This is a genomic window from Thauera sp. K11 (assembly GCF_002354895.1).
GTDB classification, from domain to species: Bacteria; Pseudomonadota; Gammaproteobacteria; order Burkholderiales; family Rhodocyclaceae; genus Thauera; species Thauera sinica.
In genome coordinates this window covers 4,994,488-5,017,164 of sequence record NZ_CP023439.1, presented here as the reverse complement: position 1 = coordinate 5,017,164, position 22,677 = coordinate 4,994,488, and the positions used below count along the sequence as shown (strand labels likewise).

General features: G+C 67.3%; 24 protein-coding genes. 15 read left to right on the top strand and 9 right to left on the bottom strand.

Features of this window, described 5'->3' with window-relative positions:
* Position 1: 1 nt before the first annotated feature.
* The 5 genes from CCZ27_RS21905 to polA all read right to left on the bottom strand — a co-directional run bounded on the left by CCZ27_RS21905 (position 2) and on the right by polA (position 8,034).
* Positions 2–1,222: a glycosyltransferase family 4 protein gene (locus CCZ27_RS21905; RefSeq protein WP_096451792.1), complete on the bottom strand. Its 1,221-nt coding sequence runs from the start codon at positions 1,220–1,222 to the stop codon at positions 2–4.
* Entirely contained in the window at positions 1,219–2,469 is a 1,251-nt protein-coding gene (locus CCZ27_RS21900; RefSeq protein ID WP_198363222.1) for an O-antigen translocase, read from the bottom strand. The genes CCZ27_RS21905 and CCZ27_RS21900 overlap by 4 nt, the downstream gene beginning before the upstream one ends.
* Positions 2,470–2,643: 174 nt before the next feature.
* The gene (locus CCZ27_RS21895) at positions 2,644–3,837 is read right to left on the bottom strand and encodes a lipopolysaccharide biosynthesis protein (RefSeq protein ID WP_096451788.1); all 1,194 of its coding nucleotides are present in this window, start codon (positions 3,835–3,837) and stop codon (positions 2,644–2,646) included.
* Positions 3,838–4,034: 197 nt separating this feature from the next.
* A complete protein-coding gene (locus tag CCZ27_RS21890; protein WP_096451786.1) occupies positions 4,035–4,886 on the bottom strand; it encodes a Wzz/FepE/Etk N-terminal domain-containing protein in 852 nt (283 codons plus the stop codon).
* A 379-nt stretch (positions 4,887–5,265) separates the two neighbouring features.
* Positions 5,266–8,034 carry a DNA polymerase I gene (gene polA, locus CCZ27_RS21885; protein WP_096451784.1) on the bottom strand — a complete coding sequence of 923 codons (2,769 nt, stop codon included), beginning with the start codon at positions 8,032–8,034 and terminating at the stop codon, positions 5,266–5,268.
* An 87-nt stretch (positions 8,035–8,121) separates the two neighbouring features.
* On the opposite strand from polA, the gene CCZ27_RS21880 reads away from it, so the two are divergent.
* The 15 genes from CCZ27_RS21880 (at position 8,122) to CCZ27_RS21810 (ending at position 19,507) form a co-directional block, all read left to right on the top strand.
* On the top strand, positions 8,122–8,847 hold the full coding sequence (locus CCZ27_RS21880) for an LOG family protein (protein WP_096451782.1): 726 nt from the start codon (positions 8,122–8,124) through the stop codon (positions 8,845–8,847).
* A 67-nt stretch (positions 8,848–8,914) separates the two neighbouring features.
* The gene (locus CCZ27_RS21875; protein WP_096451780.1) at positions 8,915–9,238 is read left to right on the top strand and encodes a DUF2782 domain-containing protein; all 324 of its coding nucleotides are present in this window, start codon (positions 8,915–8,917) and stop codon (positions 9,236–9,238) included.
* 44 nt (positions 9,239–9,282) lie between these two features.
* Positions 9,283–9,831 carry a DNA-deoxyinosine glycosylase gene (locus tag CCZ27_RS21870; protein ID WP_096452890.1) on the top strand — a complete coding sequence of 183 codons (549 nt, stop codon included), beginning with the start codon at positions 9,283–9,285 and terminating at the stop codon, positions 9,829–9,831.
* Positions 9,832–9,871: 40 nt separating this feature from the next.
* Positions 9,872–10,825 (top strand): homoserine kinase, encoded by a 954-nt coding sequence (locus CCZ27_RS21865; protein ID WP_096451778.1) that lies wholly within the window; start codon positions 9,872–9,874, stop codon positions 10,823–10,825.
* A gap of 143 nt (positions 10,826–10,968) precedes the next feature.
* A complete protein-coding gene (locus tag CCZ27_RS21860; protein WP_096451776.1) occupies positions 10,969–11,748 on the top strand; it encodes a BPSS1780 family membrane protein in 780 nt (259 codons plus the stop codon).
* 39 nt (positions 11,749–11,787) lie between these two features.
* The gene (locus CCZ27_RS21855) at positions 11,788–12,582 is read left to right on the top strand and encodes a BPSS1780 family membrane protein (RefSeq protein WP_096451774.1); all 795 of its coding nucleotides are present in this window, start codon (positions 11,788–11,790) and stop codon (positions 12,580–12,582) included.
* Positions 12,572–13,264 (top strand): nicotinate-nucleotide adenylyltransferase, encoded by a 693-nt coding sequence (gene nadD, locus CCZ27_RS21850; RefSeq protein WP_096451772.1) that lies wholly within the window; start codon positions 12,572–12,574, stop codon positions 13,262–13,264. The genes CCZ27_RS21855 and nadD overlap by 11 nt, the downstream gene beginning before the upstream one ends.
* A 16-nt stretch (positions 13,265–13,280) precedes the next feature.
* Positions 13,281–13,628, top strand: coding sequence for a ribosome silencing factor (gene rsfS, locus CCZ27_RS21845; protein ID WP_096451770.1), 348 nt, complete (start codon positions 13,281–13,283; stop codon positions 13,626–13,628).
* A 25-nt stretch (positions 13,629–13,653) separates the two neighbouring features.
* Entirely contained in the window at positions 13,654–14,124 is a 471-nt protein-coding gene (gene rlmH / locus CCZ27_RS21840; protein ID WP_096451768.1) for a 23S rRNA (pseudouridine(1915)-N(3))-methyltransferase RlmH, read from the top strand.
* A 96-nt stretch (positions 14,125–14,220) separates the two neighbouring features.
* Complete coding sequence (locus CCZ27_RS21835) at positions 14,221–14,841, top strand: Maf family protein (RefSeq protein ID WP_096451766.1); 621 nt, start codon at positions 14,221–14,223, stop codon at positions 14,839–14,841.
* Between the two features lie 125 nt (positions 14,842–14,966).
* On the top strand, positions 14,967–16,421 hold the full coding sequence (gene rng, locus CCZ27_RS21830; protein WP_096451764.1) for a ribonuclease G: 1,455 nt from the start codon (positions 14,967–14,969) through the stop codon (positions 16,419–16,421).
* Positions 16,418–17,368 carry a prenyltransferase gene (locus tag CCZ27_RS21825; protein ID WP_096451762.1) on the top strand — a complete coding sequence of 317 codons (951 nt, stop codon included), beginning with the start codon at positions 16,418–16,420 and terminating at the stop codon, positions 17,366–17,368. Before rng ends, CCZ27_RS21825 begins: the two co-directional genes overlap by 4 nt.
* A 105-nt stretch (positions 17,369–17,473) precedes the next feature.
* Positions 17,474–18,073 carry a Holliday junction branch migration protein RuvA gene (ruvA, locus tag CCZ27_RS21820; protein WP_096451760.1) on the top strand — a complete coding sequence of 200 codons (600 nt, stop codon included), beginning with the start codon at positions 17,474–17,476 and terminating at the stop codon, positions 18,071–18,073.
* Between the two features lie 9 nt (positions 18,074–18,082).
* Positions 18,083–19,138, top strand: a complete 1,056-nt coding sequence (gene ruvB / locus CCZ27_RS21815) for a Holliday junction branch migration DNA helicase RuvB (protein WP_096451758.1) — start codon at positions 18,083–18,085, stop codon at positions 19,136–19,138.
* Positions 19,139–19,153: 15 nt separating this feature from the next.
* Entirely contained in the window at positions 19,154–19,507 is a 354-nt protein-coding gene (locus CCZ27_RS21810) for a hypothetical protein (protein ID WP_096451756.1), read from the top strand.
* Between the two features lie 43 nt (positions 19,508–19,550).
* Here the strand turns inward: CCZ27_RS21810 and CCZ27_RS21805 are convergent, their stop codons facing one another.
* From CCZ27_RS21805 to dapF, 4 genes are all read right to left on the bottom strand, one after another.
* Complete coding sequence (locus CCZ27_RS21805) at positions 19,551–20,006, bottom strand: hypothetical protein (protein WP_096451754.1); 456 nt, start codon at positions 20,004–20,006, stop codon at positions 19,551–19,553.
* A gap of 206 nt (positions 20,007–20,212) precedes the next feature.
* The gene (locus CCZ27_RS21800) at positions 20,213–21,130 is read right to left on the bottom strand and encodes a tyrosine recombinase XerC (RefSeq protein ID WP_232516493.1); all 918 of its coding nucleotides are present in this window, start codon (positions 21,128–21,130) and stop codon (positions 20,213–20,215) included.
* Positions 21,115–21,762 carry a DUF484 family protein gene (locus tag CCZ27_RS21795; RefSeq protein ID WP_096451752.1) on the bottom strand — a complete coding sequence of 216 codons (648 nt, stop codon included), beginning with the start codon at positions 21,760–21,762 and terminating at the stop codon, positions 21,115–21,117. The genes CCZ27_RS21800 and CCZ27_RS21795 overlap by 16 nt, the downstream gene beginning before the upstream one ends.
* Before the next feature lie 71 nt (positions 21,763–21,833).
* On the bottom strand, positions 21,834–22,667 hold the full coding sequence (gene dapF, locus CCZ27_RS21790) for a diaminopimelate epimerase (RefSeq protein WP_096451750.1): 834 nt from the start codon (positions 22,665–22,667) through the stop codon (positions 21,834–21,836).
* Positions 22,668–22,677 lie beyond the last annotated feature (10 nt).

Here is a 22,677-nt window from a genome sequence, read left to right as displayed (position 1 = left end):
TTCAAACCACCTTCATGGCGCACCCCGCCATTTCGAGCAGCTTCATAGAAACGCGGCCAACTTCGAAATTATCCGCGAAGCAAGCCGGCCCCCGTTTTCCCATCGCCCGCAATTTTTCCTGGTCGGCGGCCAGGCATCCGATTGCCTCAAGAAGCTCTCGCGGCCGCCCTGCCTCGACACTGATACCGACTCCTTGAGAAACGAGGAAGTCGCCGTAGTCCGTAGTCTTTTCGACTGATGCGACGATCGGAAGCCCTACCCTCAGATAGTCGAGGGTTTTTGAGGGGAAGCTTGGCACATCCACATCCCTGACCGTGCAGACAAGGGAGAGATCACAGGCTCTTATGATTTCGAGATATTCAGATCGGGGGACTCTCGGGATCCAGATCAGATTTCTATGCCCTTCGTCAACATACGCTTTTACGAGAGATTCCAACGGGCCACTTCCGATGACGAGGAATGCGAGACTGGATTGACACTCTTCGGCAATGGCCGCAGTAGAGAGCAGATCTTCCAGCCCTCGTCCTTGGCTGAGCTGCCCCCCAAATACGACGATCGGCGCTGACTGCGGCAGATCATACCTACGGCGCGTAACATCACGATCCGCTTCGGGGAACGGGGCTCCCTTGGCCCAAATTGGTAGTACACAAACCTCCTGGCCATCACGGAGGCGGTAATGAGCGCGCAGATACTCAACGTTGGCCGGCGACATGCATCCAATTGCATCGAATCTACGCATGAGCAGCGTCTCCGCCGTCCTGGCTACGGCAAACGCCACGCGCGATGATAACAGCCCGATTTGACGATGGTGATGAGGGAAAAAATCCCATTGAACCAGGAATGACTTCGTCTTTGGCCTGCGTGTCATCGCCAAGAGTGGCAACGCCATTGTTACTGCCGGAGAGAAACCAATCACGAGGTCGAACTCTTCATCATGAGCAAATCTGCGGATCGACCGATAGGCAGAGACAGATGAGAGCGTCCACTTCAACAATTTTGAAACGAAAGCGACCGGTGTTCGAATGAGTACTGGAGACAGGGAAATCACGCGGACACCCGCCAAGGTCGAAAGCCTGACGCTGGTGCCTTCTTTGGCGGACCAATCGAGACACACAACGGTGACTTGGTGGCCGGACTCCTGAAGCGATTCAGCCAGCTCATTCGTAAGCCAGGGGTCGCTTTCCTCCAGCGAAAATCGCGTGCACAGCATCAGCACTTTCATCGCTGATTCCTCTTGACCCAGGCCATCAATCCCAGAGACATCATGATCGCCAACACCCCGTATGTCATCACATGCGCGTAAACCGGCGCAAGCCTGCCTGCGACGTTTGCCAGCAGCATGAACGCCACTACGAGGAATACGCCTTGTAAAAGCTCGAACATCATCGAAACCCGGATGATTCCACGAGCCATGAACATGAAGGAAATCGATGCAGCAACAGTCCGAAATATGTCTCCGATGAACTGCGCAGCAAAAAAATCGGACATCGGCAGGAAATCCTTGGAGAACACCAACTCTATGACAATGTTCCGTATCAGGTAGAGCAGTAGTAGTCCTGCGCTGATGGCCAGCAACAGCCAGAGCAGCGTCGTCTTGAGTTCGACCACCGCCCGATCGAGATTGGTTGCTGCTGCGCATCTCGGCAGGGCATAGTTGACCAGAACGACGCCGACGAACTGCATATAGACATCCGATATTTTTACTGCTCCCTGCCACAGCCCTACTTGGTCCCATCCGGACTGTCTGCCGACGACATCCCGGATGATCAGGTGGGCAATCGGAATGGACGTCGCACCAATCAGCGTTACAATGGAAAAAGAAAGAAGATGGCGAATCCGCGATTTATCCACCGACCATCCCAGATGCCGGAAGAATTCACTGTTTTTTTTGAGGGCATAACAGAATCCAAGCAGCCCGGGCAACGCAGGCATCAGCATCACTCCATACGCGGCCCCCTCAAAGCCCGACATATGAACAGCCGCTGCGATGATGCCTGCGCCAAGAACAGTTCCCAGGATATTGGTCTTTGCATAAAACGCACTATCACCGCGACTACTCGCCTCTGCTTGCACCAGGTTCCCATAGGCAACTACCGACTGGGCCAAGGCAAGTCCAAGAAACACCGAAGAAAGATGCCCTTGGAGCAAGCGATTCGCCAACATTTCCGAAAATATTATCAACAACAGGGCAATTATCGCCGAGGCCAGGGTTGTCACCGTAAAGGCAGTCGAAACCCAAGCCTTTCCTTCGACTGTATTCGCCGGGGCACCGGCAAGGACTTTGATGAGGCCATTCGTGACCCCTGCCCCTGCAAGCATTGCCGTAATAGCCACGACAGTCATGACCTGACTGAGAAGGCCGAAGCCTTCAGGACCCAGTTTCCATGCTACGACCTTGATTACAACGAGCCCGGCAACAATCTTGACCAGGGTAGAGGACAGAAAATGCGCAGCCGATTTCAGCTTCATCAGATTACATTTTCCATCTCTATGCTTCCAGGTGAATGATCACCAGACATTGGTTGGCAGATCCTCGAATCCAAGCATGTGCGGACCAATAAGCAGGCAGCATTGGCACGTATCAAGTCGCAACCTCGCCGCATTGCCACTTCATGGCGAGAGTTCGGCGGGACTTACGCATGTCTATACTTTTCCGATTGCCACGATGGCACGTCGATGGGCTGTCCACCAACCCAGAGCAAGGGCCATGAAAACGCCAAGCATGCCGCCAACGATCAGCCCCAGGACGGCACCGGTCGTAGTACCCGGCTTGCGTTCTCGATTTTCCGTCCTGTCGGGCGATGCGATGAATCGCATGCGGACCAGGTAGTCGTTGGCCCAGCTCCCGCGCTGCAGGTCGAGTTCGTTCCAGGTCTGCTCGACGACATTGGCACTTCGGTCCTTGCCTTCGAACACCGTCTTCTGGATGTTGCCGAGTTCGGCGAGGAAGGCACGTCCATCGCGATTGCCTTGCAGGGCCTGCTGGGCCTCGCAGTAGTAGTCGCGCTTGAGCGCACTGGCCACCCGTTCGCGCTCGCGGCGGGCGTCGTCGAGGCGCATGTCGGCGATCTGGATTTCGACCGCGGTGAGTTGCGCCTGCGGGGACAGGAAGCGTTCCGTCCCTTTGTCCACCGCCACGATCTGGCGGGCATTCTGGCCCTGGGTATCGGGGTTGCGCGTCGTCAGCGTGCGTAGCGTTGCGGCGCGCTCTTCCTGCTGCCCGATGTCGAATCCATTCTGGAGTTGCTCGTTACGCAGGGTCTGCTCACGGATGCGGTAGTCGTTGCATTGCCGCAGAATGGTCTCTTCCATATCGACGCGGATGACGGTATCGCGCACGAATTCTGCCAGCAGCGCGAGCGGCGCCCCACCGATGGGTTCCGGGCTCTCATACCGCAGACGGACGTCGACCGTATCGCTGACCTTGCCGGCCTGTACGCCAAAGGTCTTGGCATCCCTGTCGGTAAAACCGAACTCGAGCCGGAGTGCCTTTCTGAGCGCGGCGTCGCTGTCGATCAGTTTCAGAATCCGGGCGGACGCGGCATCGTTTTCCGTGCCGTTCCTTTGCACGAATTGGGCGAGCCGCGGACCGCTGAGCAGGACACTTTCATAGCGCTTGTAGGCTCCGATGGGCACGTGGGCCATGAAGATGCCTTCCGACACATAGCGCGTGGATGCCAGGCTTATACCCAGGCCCAGCAAAGCGCCGAGGCCGGCAAGGCAGCAGATCATCCTGCGGCGTTGCCAAAGAACAGGGACAAGATCGCTCAGGTGGATCTCCTCAGCGTCGTCACGGACTGGGGCGGGCTCTGGAATGGAGGCGATATGCTTGTTCATCGGCGCGGATCGTGTATTTGGCGATAGGGTTCGTAGTCCGGCCGCGTACCGGCGCCGCCGCGATCAGCGGAGACGCCCCGCGCTAATCCAGAGACGGATGCTCGGATGACGAACCTAACAAAAAATTAACATACCATTATCGCATAGCATCATTGCAACGAATATATATCGAAAGTCATAACGTCGCACAGGCCGGCTCATGCAGGCATGGTTTCCTTGCTACCGCCGGTACTGCTGCGCGCGTTGGCGACGAATTCCACCGCGAAGGCCAGTATCGTCCCCCCCATCAGCCCAAGCACGACGGCCAGGGCAAGAATGAACGACTTCTTGGGTGCGGCAGGCTTGGCCGGGGCTGCAATGCTGCCGAGCAATTCCGTCGCCTGCGTTTGCGGCGGCGAGAGCCTTTGCGCGAGGGCCGGGCGCTCGGCATCCAGCGCATTGATGGCGATCGCCAGCCGGCCGCGCTCCAGCATGATCAAGGATGCCTGCACCGGGTCGCGCTGCTTCACTTGCTCCATCAGGGCCGTTGCGTCGGCCAGTTGCTGCGTCAGTGTCTTGCGCTGGATGTCGAGGTGCTCGATACGCTCGGTGAGGTATTTGACGTTGAGGGCGTAATTCTGCTGATGCGCCGCCTGCACGTCATTCGAGATCTTCTCGAGCAGCGCCACGGCATCCGCGGGGGCATCGCCCTCCGTCACCAGTTCGACCACCGTGGCGAGCCCTTTGGGGGCCGATGCCCGTTTGAGGAAGGGCCGCGGACGCTTGACGCCGTCAGCGACGTCTTCGCCGTATTCGGACAAGAGGCGTGATGAGATGAGTTCGGGTGCTTCGAACGGGCCGGCAGATGCAACCTGCCCGATGCGTACCTTCACCGATGCTTCGTACACCGGCGTCTTGACGAGCAGGTAGGCCCCGGCCGCCGCGAGGCAGAGGACAAGACAGGCAAGAATCCAGCGCCTGCGGCGGACGAGAACGTTCCAGAGCGTGATCAGGTCGATTTCGTCTTCGCCACTGGCGGCCGGCGTCGCTGCTTGATTCTGTATCGCCATTTATGCCTCTGAAGAATAAAGAAAAAAGATTTTTTCACACCTCGCGCCCGTGCCGCCATCCTAATAGTTACAGGATATTGGAAAAGCCCGGCGGCATGGCGGCAGATCATGGCGATGGCGTCGGGACCGTGGGCTCTTCCCTCGCACGACGTCGCCACCGATCCGATCGGCCGGATCGAGCGCCGGGTCCGCGCGGGAGACCTCCGCATCGTCCGGCAGGCTTCGCGAGTCGCCTTCCGCCCGAAGGACGCCAGCAGGGATGCGGTCGAACGGGCCATGCCACGGCCATCCTCGCGCCCGGCGAATGCGTCGATGACCTGCCCTCGTTTCCTTCGCCGATGGCCGGAAGCCGGCGTTGCGATCCAGGCTGCAATCGGGCTCAGTGCGCCTCATCCCAGTTCGCCCCCGCCCCCACTTCCACCACCAGCGGCACGGCAAGCTTCGCCACCCCCGCCATCAGCCCGGGCAGTGCGCCGCGAATCAGTTCCAGTTCCCCCTGCGGCACTTCCAGCACGAGTTCGTCATGCACCTGCAGGATCAGCCTCGATTCCACCCCCCCGCGGTGCAGCCAGTCGCTCACCGCGATCATCGCCCGCTTGATGAGGTCCGCCGCCGTGCCCTGCATCGGCGCGTTGATCGCCGCGCGTTCGGCGGCCTGGCGGCGGCCGGCCTGCTGGGCGCGGATGTCGGGCAGGTAGAGGCGGCGGCCGAAGACGGTTTCGACGTAGCCCTGCTCGCGCGCTTCGGCGCGGGTGCGGTCCATGTAGGTGGCGACGCCGGGGTAGCGGGCGAAGTAGCGGTCGATCCAGCCCTGCGCGGCGGCGCGGTCGATGCCGAGGTTGCGGGCGAGGCCGTGGGCGCTCATGCCGTAGATGAGGCCGAAGTTGATGACCTTGGCGTAGCGGCGCTGTTCGCTGCTCACTTCCTCCTGCGGTACGCCGAACACCTCGCTGGCGGTGGCGCGGTGCACGTCCTCGCCGTGGGCGAAGGCGTCCAGCAGGCGGGCGTCGCCCGACAGGTGGGCCATGATGCGGAGTTCGATCTGCGAGTAGTCGGCCGATACGATGAGATGGTCGCGCGGCGCGATGAAGGCGGCGCGGATGCGGCGGCCTTCCGGCGTGCGGATGGGAATGTTCTGCAGGTTGGGGTCGGAGCTGGCCAGCCGGCCGGTGACCGCGGTGGCCTGCGAGAAGCTGGTATGCACCCGCCCGGTGCGCGGATTGACCATGCGCGGCAGCTTGTCGGCGTAGGTGCTCTTGAGCTTGGACAGGCTGCGGTGCTCGAGCAGCAGCTTGGGCAGCGGGTAGTCCTCGGCGAGTTTTTCCAGCACTTCCTCGTCGGTGGAGGGCTGGCCGGTGGCGGTTTTCTTGACCACCGGCAGGCCCAGCACGCCGAACAGCACCTCGCCGAGCTGCTTGGGCGAGCCGAGGTTGAAAGGCTGGCCGGCGAGCTGGTGCGCCTCGCGCTCGAGTTCGAGCAGGCGGCGGCCGAGTTCTTCGCTGTGGCCGGCGAGCAGGAAGGGGTCGATCAGCACGCCGGTGCGTTCCATCTCGAACAGCACCGACAGCGTGGGCAGCTCGATGTCTCGGTACAGCGCGGCGAGCGCGGGTTCGGCTTCGATCTGCGGCCACAGCTTGCGGTGCAGGCGCAGCGTGACGTCGGCATCTTCCGCCGAATATTCGGTGGCGCGGTCGATCGCGACTTCGTCGAAGCCGATCTGCTTGGCACCCTTGCCGCACACGTCGGTGTAGGGAATCGTCGTCAGGCCCAGGTGGCGCCTGGCGAGCGTGTCCATGTCGTGCGCCCTGTCGCTTTCCAGCACGTAGGACTGCAGCATCGTATCGTGCGCGATGCCGCCCAGCCGCAGGCCGTGGTTGGCGAGCACGTGGGCGTCGTATTTCAGGTTCTGGCCGACCTTGGCGTGCCTGTCCGATTCCAGCCAGGGACGCAGCTTGTGCAGCACTTCGTCCAGCGGCAACTGCGCCGGCACGTCCGCGCCGTGGTGCGCCAGCGGCAGGTAGGCCGCCTCGCCCGGCTCCACCGCGAAGGACATGCCGACCAGGCGCGCCACCATCGGGTCCAGGCTGGTGGTTTCGGTGTCGAAGGCGGTGAGTTCGGCGGCCTGGATCCTGGCCAGCCAGGCGTCGAACGCGGGCCAGTCGAGGATCGCGGCGTAGCCGGCACGGTGCGCACCGGGCTGGGCGGGCGGGTCGTCGTCGGCCGCCTCCTGCGACGCAAAGCGGCGCGCCTCGGTGGCGGCCTTCGATGCCGCCACGCTGGCGGCACCGGTGCTGGCGCCGGCCTCGCCGTCGAGGTCCTTCAGCCAGGTGCGGAACTCGAAGCGCTCGTACAGCGCGCGCAGCGCCGCCTTGTCGTCGTCGCGCGCGGGGAGGTCGTCGAGCGCCACCGGCAGTTCGACGTCGGTGGCCACCGTCACCAGCGTGCGGCCGAGCGGCAGGAAATCCAGATGCTTGCGCAGGTTCTCGCCGACCTTGCCGCCGACCTTGCCGGCGTTGGCGACGAGATTGTCGAGGGTGCCCCATTCGGCGAGCCACTTCACCGCGGTCTTGGGCCCGCACTTCTCGACGCCGGGCACGTTGTCCACCGCGTCGCCGACCAGCGCCAGGTAATCGACGATACGCGCCGGCGGCACGCCGAACTTGGCTTCCACGCCGGCCTCGTCCAGCACTTCCTCGCTCATCGTGTTCACCCACTTCACGCCGGGGCGCACGAGCTGGGTGAGGTCCTTGTCGCCGGTCGAAATCACCACCTCCCAGCCGCGCTCCAGCGCCTGGCGGGTGAGCGTGCCGATGACGTCGTCGGCCTCCACGCCGTCGACCGACAGCAGCGGCCAGCCTTCGGCCTGCACCGCCTCGTGCAGCGGTTCGATCTGCACGCGCAGGTCGTCGGGCATGGGCGGGCGGTGCGACTTGTATTCCGGATAGAGGTCGTCGCGGAAGGTCTTGCCCTTGGCATCGAAGACGCAGGCGCGGAATTCTGCCTTGTAGTCGCTTTCCAGCCGACGTAGCATCGACAGCACCCCCCTGATCGCCCCGGTCGGCTCGCCTTTCGAGTTGCGCAGGTCCGGCAGCGCGTGAAACGCGCGGTAGAGATAGCTGGAACCATCGACGAGCAGCAGCGTGGGCATCCTGAACGATCCTTGCAGGGAATCAGCCGGGCCGCACCCGAGTCGAATCGACGTGGGTGCGGCCCGCGAGAAGAAACCGAGAACAACATGACCGCGAAAGAAAAACTCCTCCGCAGCGTGGCAGACGGCAGCGCACCCCGGTTCAATGCGCGCGAATCCTGGCGAATCTTTGGAATTATGGCAGAGTTCGTCGAGGCGACCGAACGGCTCAGCGCCATCCGGCCGGCGGTGTCCATCTTCGGCAGCGCACGCACGCCGGCCGACCACATGTACTACATGCTCACCGAGCAGATCGCGCGCCAGCTCTCGGATGCCGGCTTCGCGGTGATCTCCGGCGGCGGGCCGGGCATCATGGAGGCCGCCAACAAGGGCGCCTATTTCGGCAAGAGCCCGTCGGTGGGCCTCAACATCCAGTTGCCGATGGAACAGGGTTCCAACCCCTACCAGGACATCTCGCAGACCTTCCAGCACTTCTTCGCGCGCAAGTTCATGTTCGTGAAGTTCGCCGCGGCCTACGTGGTGATGCCGGGCGGCTTCGGCACGCTGGACGAACTGCTCGAGGCGATGACGCTGATCCAGACGAAGAAGAGCCGCCAGATCCCGATCATCCTCGTCCATGGCCCGTTCTGGAAAGGGCTGCTGGACTGGATCCGCGACCGGCTGGTGACCGAGCGCATGATCAACGCCGAAGACCTCGACCTGGTGCAGGTGATCGACAAACCGGCGGAAGTCGTCGAGGCGATCTTCAAGCACTACGAGAAGCGCGGCTTCGCCCCGCTGCCGGCCGAACACGAGATGATGCTGAACCTCTGAACGCGCCCCGGCGCCCCCGGCGGCGGGAAACGGCTAGAATTGAGGCATGTCGAGGAGAACACACACAATGCGCCGTACCCTGACCGCCCTGCTGCTCGCCGCCGCCCTGCCGGCCTTCGCCCAGCAGCGTCCCGCGCTCGAACCCATTCCCGAACCGCCCCCTCCGCCGCCCGGCATGACCGACATCGAGGAACCTCAGGTGACCATCGTCAGGCGCGGCGAGGACACCGTGCAGGAGTACCGCATCCGCGGCAGGCTCTACATGGTCAAGGTGACGCCGCCGCACGGCGTCCCCTACTACCTGATCGACAAGGAAGGCACCGGCCAGATGGTGCGCGACGACACGGCGCCGACGCTGGCGGTGCCGATGTGGGTGATCAAATCCTGGTAGGCATGACGGCGGCGGACGCAGCGCCCGCCACGTCCGCAACCGCAATGATTCCGGAGGTCCGCAGCTTTCCGCCGGCGTTCCGCGCCGATGCGCGCGTGCTGATCCTCGGCAGCATGCCCGGCGAAGCCTCGCTGGCCGCAACGCAGTACTACGCCCATCCGCGCAACGCCTTCTGGCCCATCATGGGCAGGCTGTTCGGTGCCGGGCCCGATCTGCCCTATGACGAGCGCCTGGCCCGGCTCAATGCGGCGGGCATTGCGCTGTGGGACGTGATCGCGCGCTGCCGCCGGCCCGGCAGCCTGGACAGCGCGATCGACCGCGGCAGCGTCGAGCCCAACGATTTCGCCGGCCTGTTCGCCGCCTGCCCGCGGATCGGCCACGTGTTCTTCAACGGCACCGCGGCGGAAACGGCCTTCCGCCGCCACGTACGGCTGCCGGCCGGGTCGCGGCCACCGGCGTTCGCCCGCCTGCCCTCGACCAGCCCGGCGCATGCGGCGCGCGACTTCGCCGCCAAGCTCGCCGCCTGGCAGGCGGTGCGCGAGGCGCTGGGCGCCGCCCCGCGGCACGCGGCGGCATGCGCGGGCGCCGCCTGAGCCGGGACCTGCATCCCTCCCATCCACCGACCCGCGAGCCATGTCCGTCTTCACCCCCGTCCCCGAATCCGTCCTCGCCGACTGGCTCACGCACTATGCGATCGGCCGGCTCGTCGAACTGAAGGGCATCTCGGCCGGAGTGCAGAACAGCAACTTCTTCGTCACCACCACGCTCGGCCGCTACGTGCTGACGCTGTTCGAGGACACCCCGCGCGCCGAACTGCCCTATTACCTGCACCTGATGGCGCACCTGGCGCGCCACGGGCTGCCGGTGCCGGCACCGATCGCCAACCGCGACAACGAATACCTCGGCACGCTGCAGGACAGGCCGGCGGTGCTGGTGGTGCGCCTGTCGGGCGACTCCATCATGTCCCCCGGCACGACGCACTGCGCCAGGATCGGCGCGATGCTGGCCGGCCTGCATCTGGCGGGCCAGTCCTACGGCCGGCGCCAGGAGAACCCGCGCGGCGCGGCCTGGCGCGCAGCCACCGCGCAGGCGGTGCGCAGCTTCCTGCCGGCCGGCGAGCAGGCGCTGCTCGATGCGGAGGTGGCCTTCCAGGCCAGCGTCGACACCGCCGCGCTGCCTGCGGGCGCGATCCACGCCGACCTGTTCCGCGACAACGTGCTGTGGGACGTCGACGATACCGGCGATGCGCACGTCGGCGGGGTGATCGACTTCTACTTCGCCGGCTACGATGCGCTGCTGTTCGATGTCGCCGTCACGGTGAACGACTGGTGCGCCGCGCCCGACGGCACGCTGGACGCGGCACGCTGCGCCGCGCTGCTCGAGGCTTATCATGCCGAACGCCCCTTCACCGACGCAGAGCGCGCCGCCTGGCCGGCGATGCTGCGCGCCGCCGCGTTCCGCTTCTGGATGTCGCGCGCCGCCGACTTCCACCTGCCGCGCCCCGGCGAAATGGTGCTGGTGAAGAATCCCGATGAATACCGCGACATCCTGCGCCTGCGCGCGGCGGGCGTTCCGCCGCTGCCATGATGAATGATCGCCCGCGCTTTGAACTCGCCCCGCCCATGGGCTAGCATCGCCCGCAGACCCTGCCCCGGACCGCTGCGCGGCCCCCGCCGCCGATCCGTCCCGCCACACCACTTTCCTGGCCCGCCCGCCACCCGCCCTTTCCGATGACCCGACGCCCCCATCCGCACAACCATCCACTGCCCGGCACCGTGACACCGACGCAGGCGCTGCAGTGGCTCGCCACCGGCTGGCAACTGTTCATGAAGAACCCGGGCGTGTGGCTCGTGCAGTCGGTCATCTTCATCGTCATCCTGGCCGCGCTGGGCTTCGTGCCCTTCATCGGCTGGGCGGTCACGCCGGTGGCCCTGCCGGTGCTGACCGCCGGCATGCTGTCGGGGGCGCAGGCGCTCGAACGCGGCGAGGCGCTGCGCGTCGACCATCTCTTCGACGGCCTGCGCCGCCACGCCGGCAACCTCCTGCTGGTGGGCGGCTTCCATCTGCTGGGCACCCTGCTCGCGGCGTTGATCGCCGCCGCCATCGGCGGCAGCGCGATGCTCACCGGCATGCTGGTCGGCGCCTTCGCCGGCATGGGCGTGGCCGCCGGCGGCGTGATGTTCGGCGTGCTCGTGTTCACCGTGCTGTGGGCGCTGCTGATGATGGCGCTGTGGTTCGCACCGGCCCTGGTCATGCTGCACGACGTCGCCCCGCTCGAGGCGATGAAGCTGTCCGTCCAGGCATGTTTCCACAACCTGCTGACCTTCGTCGTGCTGGCGGCCATGCTCTACGTGCTCGTCTGGGTGGCGATGCTGCCGGCCGGCCTCGGCATGCTGGTGCTGGTGCCGGTGCTCGCCGGCGCCCTGCTCGAAGCCTGGCAGGACACCTTCCATGCGCGCCCCGCCCTGCCCGCCCCGGCACGGGACGACGCGCCGCCGCCCGCCGCCTAGCCCTTCCGAATCGATCCAATGCAAGCAAACCGACTCCCCATGCAGCGCGGCTGGGCCTGGCTGCGCGAGGGCCTCGCGCTGTGGCTGCGCAACCCCGCCCTGCTCACCTTCGCCGCCTTCGGCTGCCTGCTGGTACTGCTCGTCGTCAGCCTTTTCCCCTTCGTCGGCCGGGCGATCGTCTCGCTGCTGATGCCGGTGCTGTCGCTCGGCGTGCTCAATGCCTGCCGCGCGGTCGACACCGGCCGCAAGGTCGGGCCCGATGTGCTGTTCTCGGGCTTCAAGGCCAACCTGCCGGAATTGATCAAGATCGGCGGCCTCTACCTGGTGGCGAACTTCGCCGTTCTGTTCCTCACCACGCTGGCCGACGGCGGCACCCTGATGCGGGTGATGACCGACGGCAAGATCGACGAGACCGCCGCGGCCGACCCCGCGCTGACGCTCGCCCTCATCGTCGCCCTGGGGCTGTCGACGCCGGTCATGATGGCCTACTGGTTCGCGCCGCTGCTGGCCGGCTGGTGGAAGATGCCGGCGGCGAAGGCGCTGTTCTTCAGCTTCCACGCCTGCCTGCGCAACTGGCGCCCCTTCCTTGCATATGCGATCGCGCTGGCGCTGTTCGGCGTGCTGGTGCCGGGCCTGGTGATCGGCGTGATCGCGATGATCTCGCCGACGCTGGCCACCCTGCTGTCGGTGCCGCTGCCGCTGGTGACGGTGCCGGTGGTGTTCGCCAGCTTCTACGTCAATGCGCGCGACGTGTTCGGCCTGCCGGGCGAGGCGCCTCCCGCCCTGCCGCCGGCCGACGGACCGCGCGACGACGAACCGCGCGATGCCGACTGAGCGCCAGGCCGGCGCCGGGAGCGGCCCCGGCCCGCTGGGCTTGCTCGGCGGCACCTTCGACCCCATCCACCTCGGCCATCTGCGGCTCGCCGAGGAAGCGCGCGAGGCCCTGGGCCTGGAACGGGTGCGCCTGATCCCGGCCGGCCTGCCGCCCCACCGCGGCCTCCCCGGCTCCACCGCCGACGACCGCCTGGCGATGACGCATCTGGCGGTCGCCGGCAACCCCGGACTGGAAGTCGATGACGGCGAGGTGCGCGCGGCGCAGAAGAGCTACACCGTGCTGACGCTGGAGCGGCTGCGCACCGAACTGGGCGGGCAGCGCCCGCTGGTGCTGATCCTCGGCGCCGATGCCTTCCAGGGCCTGCCGAGTTGGCACCGCTGGACCGAACTCTTCGAACTCGCCCACATCGCCGTGGCCAACCGGCCGGGCTACGCGCCGCACGGCCGGCGCTGGCCGGCGGTGCTGTCGCCCGAACTGGACGCGGCCTGCCGCGGCCGCATGACGAACGACCCCGCGGCGCTGCGCCACCAGCCCGCCGGCCGGGTGGTGCCGTTCGACATGACGCCGCTGGCGATCTCCGCCTCGCTGATCCGCGACCTGCTGCGCGGCAGCCACAGCGCGCGCTATCTGCTGCCTGACACGGTTCTCGACTATATTGACTTGCACGACCTCTACCGCTGACCCGACCAGACACTCCATGGATACACCCACGCTGCAGCAAATCGTCATCTCCGCCCTCGAAGACATCAAGGCGCGCGACATCGAAGCCATCGACACCACCAGGGTCACCGCGCTGTTCGACAGCATCGTCGTCGCCAGCGCCGAATCCAGCCGGCAGACGCGGGCACTGGCGCGCAACGTCATCGACAAGGTCAAGGAAGCCGGCGGCGAGGTGGTCAGCATCGAAGGCGAGGACAGCGGCGAGTGGGTGCTGGTGGACCTCGGCAACATCGTGGTGCATGTCATGCAGCCGGCGGTGCGCGCCTATTACAGGCTCGAGGAACTGTGGTCCACCACGCCGGCCAGCCGGCGCAACGCGGCCTGAGCGCGCGCCCACCGCGCCGCCGCGCATGAAGCTTTTCGTCGTCGCCGTCGGCCATCGCATGCCGTCGTGGGTGGAGGCGGGCTTCGACGAGTTCGCCCGCCGCATGCCGCGCGAACTGCCCCTGCAGTTGATCGAGGTGAAGGCCGAACCGCGCACCGGCGGCAAGACGGTCGAGGCGATGATGGCGGCCGAGGCCGCGCGCATCGAGGCGGCGCTGCCGCCGCGCTGCCGCCGCGTGATCCTGGACGAGCGCGGCGCCGACCTCACCACCGCGGCCCTGGCACGCCGGCTCGAAGCCTGGCAGGGCGAGGGGCAGGACGTGGCGCTCGTCGTCGGCGGACCGGACGGCCTGTCGCCCGCCTTCAAGGCCGGCGCGCAGGAGGCCATCCGCCTGTCCAGCCTGACGCTGCCGCACGCGCTGGTGCGGCCCCTGCTGGCCGAGGCGCTGTACCGCGCCTGGACCGTGCTGCGCAACCACCCCTACCACCGCGAGTAGCGCCCGGGCCGACGGCATCGCGCGTACCCGAATACGCGTAGAATGCCGCAGCCGCCGGCCTTTCCGACCCGTTGCCGGTCCTGTCAGCAACGACTCATGCAGATGAACCCTTCGCGCATCTACCTCGCCTCCAAGAGCCCGCGCCGCCGCGAACTGCTGCGGCAGATCGGCGTGCATTTCGACGTCCTCACCTTTCGCGCCGGCGAGCGCGGCTACGACGCGGACGTCGATGAAACGCCGCTGCCCGACGAGGGCGTCGAGCGCTACGTCGAGCGCGTCGCCCTGACCAAGGCGCAGGCCGGCATGCGCCGCGTGCTGTGGCGCAAGCTGGTGCGCCAGCCGGTGCTGTCGGCCGACACCACGCTGGAGGTGGACGGCGAGATCATCGGCAAGCCGGTCGATGCGGGCGACGCCCATGCCATCCTGCACCGCCTGTCAGGACGCAGCCACCGGGTGCTGACGGCGGTGGCGATGAGCGACGGCGAACGCACCCGCAGCCGCCTGTCGGTGAGCGACGTGCGCTTCCGCGCGCTCACCGACCACGACATCCGGCACTACATCGCCACCGGCGAACCGCTGGACAAGGCCGGCGCCTACGGCATCCAGGGGCATGCGGCGATCTTCGTCGAGGAGATCCGCGGCAGCTACTCCGGGATCATGGGCCTGCCGCTGTTCGAAACCGCGCAATTGCTCGACGCCTTCGGCTATCCTCTGTAGCCTCGCGCGGCGCCGGCGACGCCGCCCGCGCCGGGCCGCCATGCGGCGGCCGCGCTCGCGATGAGCCATGCGCAATGGCGCACGCACCACGCGCCATTGCGCATTTCCCATTGTCCCAGCGCACCATGAGCATCGAATTCCTCATCAACTGCACGCCGCAGGAAACGCGGGTGGCGATCGTCGAGCAGGGCGTCGTGCAGGAACTGCACGTCGAACGCACCGCCAGCCGCGGCATCGTGGGCAACATCTATCTCGGCAAGGTGGTGCGGGTACTGCCGGGCATGCAGTCGGCCTTCATCGACATCGGCCTCGAGCGCACCGCCTTCCTGCACGTGGCCGACATCTGGAGCGACCGCCAGAACGGCGAGGGCGCGCGCCCGATCGAGAGGATCCTGGCCGAGGGACAGAACCTGATGGTGCAGGTGCTCAAGGACCCGATCGGCACCAAGGGCGCGCGCCTGTCGACGCAGATCAGCATCGCCGGCCGGCTGCTCGTGTATCTCCCGCAGGAAAAGCACATCGGCATCTCGCAGCGCATCGAGGACGAAGCCGAACGCGAGGCGCTGCGCGCGCGGCTCACCCGCCTGGTGCCGTCCGACGAGCCGGGCGGCTTCATCGTGCGCACGATGGCCGAATCCGCGTCCGACGACGAACTGGCCGCCGACATCGCCTACCTGCGCAAGCTGTGGGGCGAGATCGGCAACAGCACCACCGGCGCCTTTCCGCCCAAGGTGCTGCACGAGGACCTGGGCCTGGGCCAGCGCACGCTGCGCGACCTCGTCACCGACGACACCAGCCGCATCCGCATCGATTCACGAGAGAACTTCCAGAAGCTCAGCGCCTTCGCCGCCGAATACACGCCCACGGTGCTGCCGCTGCTCGAGCACTACAGCGGCGACCGCCCGCTGTTCGACCTCTACAACGTCGAGGAGGAGATCCAGCGGGCGCTGGCGCGCCGGGTGGACCTCAAGTCCGGCGGCTACCTGATCATCGACCAGACCGAGGCGATGACCACCGTCGACGTGAATACCGGCGGCTTCGTCGGCGCGCGCAACTTCGACGACACCATCTTCAAGACCAACCTCGAAGCCACCCAGGCGATCGCGCGCCAACTGCGGCTGCGCAACCTGGGCGGCATCATCATCATCGACTTCATCGACATGGAGAACGTCGAGCACCGCGAAATGGTGCTCGACGAATTCCGCAAGGCGCTGGCGCGCGACCACACCAAGATGAGCATCAACGGCTTCACCGCGCTCGGACTGGTGGAGATGACCCGCAAGCGCACGCGCGAATCGCTCGCCCACCTGCTGTGCGAACCCTGCCCGACCTGCGGCGGCCGCGGCGAGGTGAAGACCGCACGCACCGTGGCCTACGAGATCCTGCGCGAACTGCTGCGCGAGGCGCGCCAGTTCAACGCCAGGGAGTTCCGCGTGCTCGCCGCGCCCGACGTCATCGACCTCTTCCTCGACGAGGAGAGCCAGTCGCTGGCGATGCTGTCCGATTTCATCGACAAGAAGATCTCGCTGCACGCCGAAGCCAGCTACACCCAGGAACAGTTCGACATCGTGCTGCTGTGAGCGATACCGCACGTCCGCCCGAGCCCGGCGCCGGGCGCTACGCCAACGGCCTGTCGCGCCACTTCGCCGCGACCCGCCCGGCCTTCCTGTCGGTGACGCTGGTCGGCTGCCTGATCGGGCTGGCATGCGCCTACCGCGACGGCGTGCCGATCGATGCGGCGACGGCCTTGTGCACCGTGCTGTTCGCCCTCGTCGCCCATGCCGGCATCAACGTCATCAACGACTATCACGACGCCCGCAGCGGCGCCGATGCGGCGAACACGGGACGCATCTTCCCCTTCACCGGCGGCAGCCGCTTCATCCAGAACGGCGTACTGAGCGAGCGCGCCACCGGCCGCTACGGCCATGCGCTGCTCGGCGCGGTGGTTCCGGCCGGCCTGTGGCTGGCCTGGCAGTCGGGCGCCGGCCTGCTGGCCATCGGCGCCGCCGGCCTCGTCATCGGCTGGGCCTATTCCGCGCCGCCGCTGGCGCTGATGAGCCGCGGGCTGGGCGAACTGGCGATCGCGGCCGGCTGGCTGCTGGTGGTGGCCGGCAGCGACTACGTGCAGCGCAAGGGCTTTTCGCCGCTGCCGCTGGCGGCCGGCCTGTCCTACGCGCTGCTGGTGGCGAACCTGCTGTTCATCAACGGATTCCCCGACCACGACGGCGACGCCGCCGCGGCCAAGCGCACGCTGGTGGTACGGCTCGGCCCGCAGGCGGCCAAATGGGGCTACCTGCTGATCGCCATCGTCGCCTACGGCTGGCTGGTGTCCATGGTCGCCACCGGGCGCCTGCCGCAGCAGGCCGCGGCGGCGGCGATGACGCTGGTGCTGTCGTTCTCCGCCGCGCGCGAACTGCTGCACCACGCCTCGCAGCCGCAGGCGCTGGCCCCGGCGATCAAGCGCACCATCCTCGCCACGAACCTGCACGGCCTGATCCTCGCCGCCACCCTGGCGTGGGGCCGCTGAGGTCGCAGGCGCCGCGGCCGCGGTGCTGTACAAAGATTCACTTTCCGCGCATGGCAGGCGGCCGGCGCTGGTAGACTCCGCGCAGGCCCCTTGCCCCGGAACATCATGATCGGACGCCTCACCGGCACCCTGCTGGAAAAGAACCCGCCGCAGATCCTCATCGACGTGCATGGCGTCGGCTACGAACTCGACGTGCCGATGAGCACCTTCTACGGCCTGCCGGCGGCGGGTGCGCAACTGAGCCTGCACACCCACTTCGTCGTGCGCGAGGACGGCCACTTCCTGTTCGGCTTCGCCACCGAAGAAGAACGCGCGACCTTCCGCCAGTTGCTGAAGGTGTCGGGAGTCGGCGCGCGCATGGCGCTGGCGGTGCTGTCCGGGCTGTCGGTGAACGATCTCGCGCAGGCGGTGGCACTGCAGGAAGCCGGCCGCCTGGTGAAGATCCCCGGCATCGGCAAGAAGACCGCCGAGCGCCTGCTGCTGGAACTGCGCGACAAGCTCGGCAAGGCGCTGCCCGGCGTGTCCGGCGCCCGCCTCGCCACCGCGCCGGGCGCCCCCCCGGATTCGAAGAGCGACATCCTGAATGCGCTGCTGGCGCTGGGCTACAACGAGCGCGAGGCGCTGGGGGCGATGAAGGGACTGGCCGAGGATGCGGGCGTGTCCGAAGGCATCCGCCAGGCGCTCAGGCTGCTGTCCAAGGGCTAAACTGCCGCCATGATCGAGACCGACAAGCTGCGCGCCGGCACGCCCGAGCGCCTGATCTCCGCGCAACCCGCCGACCGCCAGGAAGACGCCGTCGAGCGCGCGCTGCGGCCCAAGCGCCTGGCCGAATACGTCGGCCAGGCCAAGATCCGCGAACAGCTCGAGATCTTCATCTCGGCGGCGCGGCGACGCGGCGAGGCGCTCGACCACGTGCTGCTGTTCGGCCCGCCCGGCCTGGGCAAGACCACGCTGGCCCACATCGTCGCCGCCGAGATGGGGGTGAATCTGCGCCAGACCTCCGGCCCGGTGCTGGAACGCGCCGGCGACCTCGCCGCGCTGCTGACCAACCTCGAACCGCACGACGTGCTGTTCATCGACGAGATCCACCGCCTGTCGCCGGTGGTGGAGGAGATCCTCTACCCGGCGCTGGAAGACTTCCAGATCGACATCATGATCGGCGAGGGGCCGGCCGCGCGCTCGGTGAAGCTCGACCTGCCACCCTTCACGCTGGTCGGCGCCACCACCCGCGCTGGCATGCTGACCAATCCGCTGCGCGACCGCTTCGGCATCGTGTCGCGGCTGGAATTCTACACCGCGGAGGAACTCGCCTTCATCGTCGGCCGCTCGGCGCGGCTGCTCAACGTCGCCATCGACGATGCCGGCGCGCTGGAGATCGCGCGCCGCGCCCGCGGCACGCCGCGCATCGCCAACCGCCTGCTGCGCCGCGTGCGCGACTACGCGGAGGTGAAGGCCGGCGGCCACATCAGCAGCGGCGTGGCCGATGCGGCGCTGCAGATGCTCGACGTCGACGTGCTGGGGCTGGACCTGATGGACCGCAAGCTGCTCGGCGCGATGCTGGAAAAGTTCGGCGGCGGCCCGGTCGGGCTGGACAACCTCGCCGCGGCGATCGGCGAATCCACCGATACCATCGAAGACGTCATCGAGCCCTACCTGATCCAGCAGGGCTACCTGCAGCGCACTCCGCGCGGCCGCATGGCCACGCATTCGATCTGGCAGCACTTCGGCCTCGCGCCGCCGCGCGCCGGCGGCGACGGCCTGTTCGCCTGACGGCATCGCTTTCGCATGCGCACCCTGCAGGTGCTGATGTTCATGCTGTGCCTGCTGGGCGGGCTGTACCTGCTGATGCAGGCGCCCGCCTTCTTCATGCCCGACCGCTGGAACCCCGCGACCGGCCGGCAGTTCGACGCCGCCGCGGCGCGCCTGCTGGGTGCCGCGCTGCTCGCCATCGCCGCCGCGGGCGCAAGCTACCTGCGCCACTTCTACTACGGAGAACGCCGCCGCCTGCCCGGCCCTGCCACGCAACGCCGCCACTTCATGCTGCTGTTGCTGGCCCTGGCGCTGCTGGCCGTGGCGCTGGTGACGGCCGAACCGGTCGCGAACCCCGACTACCGCCCACCCGCCTCGCGGCGGCCGTGAGCGGCGCCGGCCGCCGCATCCGCACGGGCGGGGCCGCCGCGTCTCACTCGCTCATCAGGCGCCGCGCCCGGTCGGCCGTCTCGATGACCTCGGCCAGTTGCCGCGAGGTGAGCATCGAGCCGAAATGCGCCAGGGCCTCGCGGGTCACGTAGAGGTGGCCGTTCTCGCGGCGGCTAATCCAGCCCAGCTCGATCAGGCGCGCGATCTTGCGGCGCACGGTTTCGCGCGGCAGGCCGGTCGCGGCAGCGATGGAATAGGCGTTGCATGGACGCAACAGGCAGCCTTCCTCGCCCTCGCTCCGCTCGCCCGACGCCGCGCCGTCCGCTCCGTTCTCGAGCGCGCCGATGTTGTGCAGGGCGATCTCGCCGAGCAGGATGGGCAGCAGGATGTCGCGGTCGAACTCTTCGAACCAGCGCTTGAGGTTGCGGATCTCGTGGCGCGCAAGCAACAGCGCGACCGGTTTCAGGAGGCGCGTGGGTGAAGTTTCGGCGACGCACACTGCGTCAGCCTCAGACTGCGGAGGCGATAGGGGTTTCTTTTCGGGTCTGCTGGGCATGACGGCCTTGACGGTTCTGAACGGCGCTCTCGGACGCAACCGAACGTGAATCGAGCCTGTTATTAGGTTTCGATGAACTACTGATCTTCGGTCCCGAGGATAGCCGAAGCCGGCCGCTTGCCCCTGATAACGAATGCCCAAAGTGGGTGCTATTTCTTGGCCCGTGGATGCGCGGCGTCATAGACCTTCGCAAGATGCTGGAAATCGAGGTGGGTGTAGACCTGCGTGCTGCGGATGCTGGCGTGGCCGAGCAGTTCCTGCACCGCGCGCAGATCGCCGCTGGATTGCAGCAGATGGCTTGCAAAGCTGTGGCGCAGCATGTGCGGATGGACATGCACTCCCAGGCCCAGTGCGCCGGCGCGCCGCGCGAGCCGGCTGCGGATGGCGCCCGGGCTCATGCGCCGTCCGTTGCGGGTGACGAAGAGCGCCGGTTCCGCGGCGCAGGGCAGTTGCCCGCGCACCGCCGACCATGCGCGCAGGGCGGCCCACGCCTTTTCGCCCACCGGGACGCTGCGGCTGCGGCTGCGCTTGCCGGTGACGGTGACCATGCCTTCGGCGGGGTCGAGCCCCCCGCCCACGTCCAGCGCGGCCAGTTCGGCCAGCCGCAGGCCGGACGAATAGAACAGCTCGAACATCGCCGCGTCGCGGATGTCGAGCAGGCTTTCGGGCGCCGGGTCGAGCAGCGCCTGGGCCTGGTCCGGCGACAGCACGCGGGGCAGCCGTGTCGGCGATTTCGGCGCGCGGATGCCTTCCACCGGATTGGCGGGCAGCCCGCGATGGCGGATCAGCCAGCGGTAGAAGCTGCGCCAGGCGGACAGGCAGCGCGCGATGGAGCGCCCGGACAGCCCCTGGGCGTGGAGCCGGCCGACGAAACGGCGGATGTCGTGGGGCGCGAGCGAGGCCGGGTCGCGGCCGTCGGCGAGCCGGTGCAGCGCGGCCAGGTCCTTGCGGTAGGCCGCCAGGGTGAGACCGGCGGCGCGGCGCTGCGACGCCAGCCAAGCGAGCCAGTCCTCGCCCGCCGCCGGCAGGGCCGCAGCCCCGGCGGCGGGTGTCAGGCGCTCGTGCACGCCAGTGCGGCGGCGACGAGGTCGCCGATGCGTCCCAGATAGAGCGTGCCCATTTCCGGGTAGAAGCGCTCGGTCTCGGCGCTGCCCAGCGCCAGCACGCCGACCGGCTCGCCGCCGTGATTCAGCGGGATCATGGCCATCGAGCGCACGTGCGGTGCAGCCTCGCCGAACCAGCCCAGCACCTCGATGTTGTCCGGCACGCCGCAATACGCATGGCGCAGCCCTTCCACATGGCGGCGCACCGCCTCGCCCACCGGCGCGGGCCCGCCCTCGGCCGCCTCCTCGAGCCATGTGCGCAGCGCGACGTGCGGCACCGAGAAATCCTCCTGCAGGCTGGAGAACACCGCGTGGCGCACGCCGTCGAGGCTGTGCGCCTCCAGCAGCGCCACCGCCAGGCGATGCACCTTCTCGCTGATGTCGTCGTTCTCTTCGCCGAAACGGATCAGCTCGGACAATTTCTGCTCGAGCAGGCCGATCTTGTCGCGCAAGGCGTGCAACTGGCGCTCGGCGAGCGAGATCGCCTGCCCGCCGTGGCGCGGATGCGGAACGGTGAGGCGGGTGAACAGCTCGCCATGCTCGTTGAGGAAATCGGGGTTGTCGCGCAGATAGCGGGCGACGTCTTCGGGATTCATCGGGTAGCTCCAGCCGGGCGCAGCAGGCCCGGATCAAGGTCGGATCAGGTCCGGAAAGGGTCGGCGAACGATCAGGCGAGTTCCAGTTCGCCGTCGAACACGGTGACGGCCGGGCCGGTCATCAGCACCGGCGAGCCCTCGCCGGCCCAGGCGATCTCGAGCGTGCCGCCGCGCGTGTCGACCCGTACCGGCGATTCCAGCAGGCCGCGCAGGATGCCGGCGACCACCGCCGCGCAGGCGCCCGTGCCGCAGGCCAGCGTCTCGCCCGCGCCGCGCTCGAACACGCGCAGCCGGATGTGGCGGGCATCGACCACCTGCATGAAGCCGGCATTGACACGGGCGGGGAAGCGCGCATGGCGTTCGATCAGCGCCCCCTGCGCCGCCACCGGCGCGGTGTCGACGTCGGCCACCACCTGCACCGCATGCGGGTTGCCCATCGACACCGCGGTGATCGCCACCGTGTCGCCGCCCACCTCCAGCGGCTGCACCACCGCGTCGGAATCGGACACGAAGGGCACGTCCGCAGGCTTCAGCACCGGCACGCCCATGTCCACCGTCACCAGCCCGTCGTCGCGCAGGCGCGGCTCGATGATGCCGGAACGCGTCTCGACGCGGATCTCGCGCTTGCCGGTGAGCTGCTTGTCGTGGACGAAGCGCACGAAACAGCGCGCGCCGTTGCCGCACTGCTCGACCTCGCCGCCGTCGGCATTGAAGATGCGATAGCGGAAATCCACCCCCGGCGTGCTCGCCGGCTCGACCACCAGCAACTGGTCGCAACCGACGCCGAAATGGCGGTCGGCGATGGCGGCGACACGCTCGGGCGTGAGTTCGACCGGAGCGCGGGTGGCGTCGATCACGACGAAGTCGTTGCCGAGGCCGTGCATCTTGGTGAAGCGCAGTTTCATTGCAGGAGGT

Excerpts from the sequence above, each read along its gene's own strand:
- CCZ27_RS21905 (WP_096451792.1), bottom strand. The coding sequence starts at position 1,222 with ATGAAAGTGCTGATGCTGTGCACGCGATTTTCGCTGGAGGAAAGCGAC.
- CCZ27_RS21900 (WP_198363222.1), bottom strand. The coding sequence starts at position 2,469 with ATGAAGCTGAAATCGGCTGCGCATTTTCTGTCCTCTACCCTGGTCAAG.
- CCZ27_RS21895 (WP_096451788.1), bottom strand. The coding sequence starts at position 3,837 with ATGAACAAGCATATCGCCTCCATTCCAGAGCCCGCCCCAGTCCGTGAC.
- CCZ27_RS21890 (WP_096451786.1), bottom strand. The coding sequence starts at position 4,886 with ATGGCGATACAGAATCAAGCAGCGACGCCGGCCGCCAGTGGCGAAGAC.
- polA (WP_096451784.1), bottom strand. The coding sequence starts at position 8,034 with ATGCCCACGCTGCTGCTCGTCGATGGTTCCAGCTATCTCTACCGCGCG.
- CCZ27_RS21880 (WP_096451782.1), top strand. The coding sequence starts at position 8,122 with ATGACCGCGAAAGAAAAACTCCTCCGCAGCGTGGCAGACGGCAGCGCA.
- CCZ27_RS21875 (WP_096451780.1), top strand. The coding sequence starts at position 8,915 with ATGCGCCGTACCCTGACCGCCCTGCTGCTCGCCGCCGCCCTGCCGGCC.
- CCZ27_RS21870 (WP_096452890.1), top strand. The coding sequence starts at position 9,283 with ATGATTCCGGAGGTCCGCAGCTTTCCGCCGGCGTTCCGCGCCGATGCG.
- CCZ27_RS21865 (WP_096451778.1), top strand. The coding sequence starts at position 9,872 with ATGTCCGTCTTCACCCCCGTCCCCGAATCCGTCCTCGCCGACTGGCTC.
- CCZ27_RS21860 (WP_096451776.1), top strand. The coding sequence starts at position 10,969 with ATGACCCGACGCCCCCATCCGCACAACCATCCACTGCCCGGCACCGTG.
- CCZ27_RS21855 (WP_096451774.1), top strand. The coding sequence starts at position 11,788 with ATGCAGCGCGGCTGGGCCTGGCTGCGCGAGGGCCTCGCGCTGTGGCTG.
- nadD (WP_096451772.1), top strand. The coding sequence starts at position 12,572 with ATGCCGACTGAGCGCCAGGCCGGCGCCGGGAGCGGCCCCGGCCCGCTG.
- rsfS (WP_096451770.1), top strand. The coding sequence starts at position 13,281 with ATGGATACACCCACGCTGCAGCAAATCGTCATCTCCGCCCTCGAAGAC.
- rlmH (WP_096451768.1), top strand. The coding sequence starts at position 13,654 with ATGAAGCTTTTCGTCGTCGCCGTCGGCCATCGCATGCCGTCGTGGGTG.
- CCZ27_RS21835 (WP_096451766.1), top strand. The coding sequence starts at position 14,221 with ATGCAGATGAACCCTTCGCGCATCTACCTCGCCTCCAAGAGCCCGCGC.
- rng (WP_096451764.1), top strand. The coding sequence starts at position 14,967 with ATGAGCATCGAATTCCTCATCAACTGCACGCCGCAGGAAACGCGGGTG.
- ruvA (WP_096451760.1), top strand. The coding sequence starts at position 17,474 with ATGATCGGACGCCTCACCGGCACCCTGCTGGAAAAGAACCCGCCGCAG.
- ruvB (WP_096451758.1), top strand. The coding sequence starts at position 18,083 with ATGATCGAGACCGACAAGCTGCGCGCCGGCACGCCCGAGCGCCTGATC.
- CCZ27_RS21810 (WP_096451756.1), top strand. The coding sequence starts at position 19,154 with ATGCGCACCCTGCAGGTGCTGATGTTCATGCTGTGCCTGCTGGGCGGG.
- CCZ27_RS21795 (WP_096451752.1), bottom strand. The coding sequence starts at position 21,762 with ATGAATCCCGAAGACGTCGCCCGCTATCTGCGCGACAACCCCGATTTC.
- dapF (WP_096451750.1), bottom strand. The coding sequence starts at position 22,667 with ATGAAACTGCGCTTCACCAAGATGCACGGCCTCGGCAACGACTTCGTC.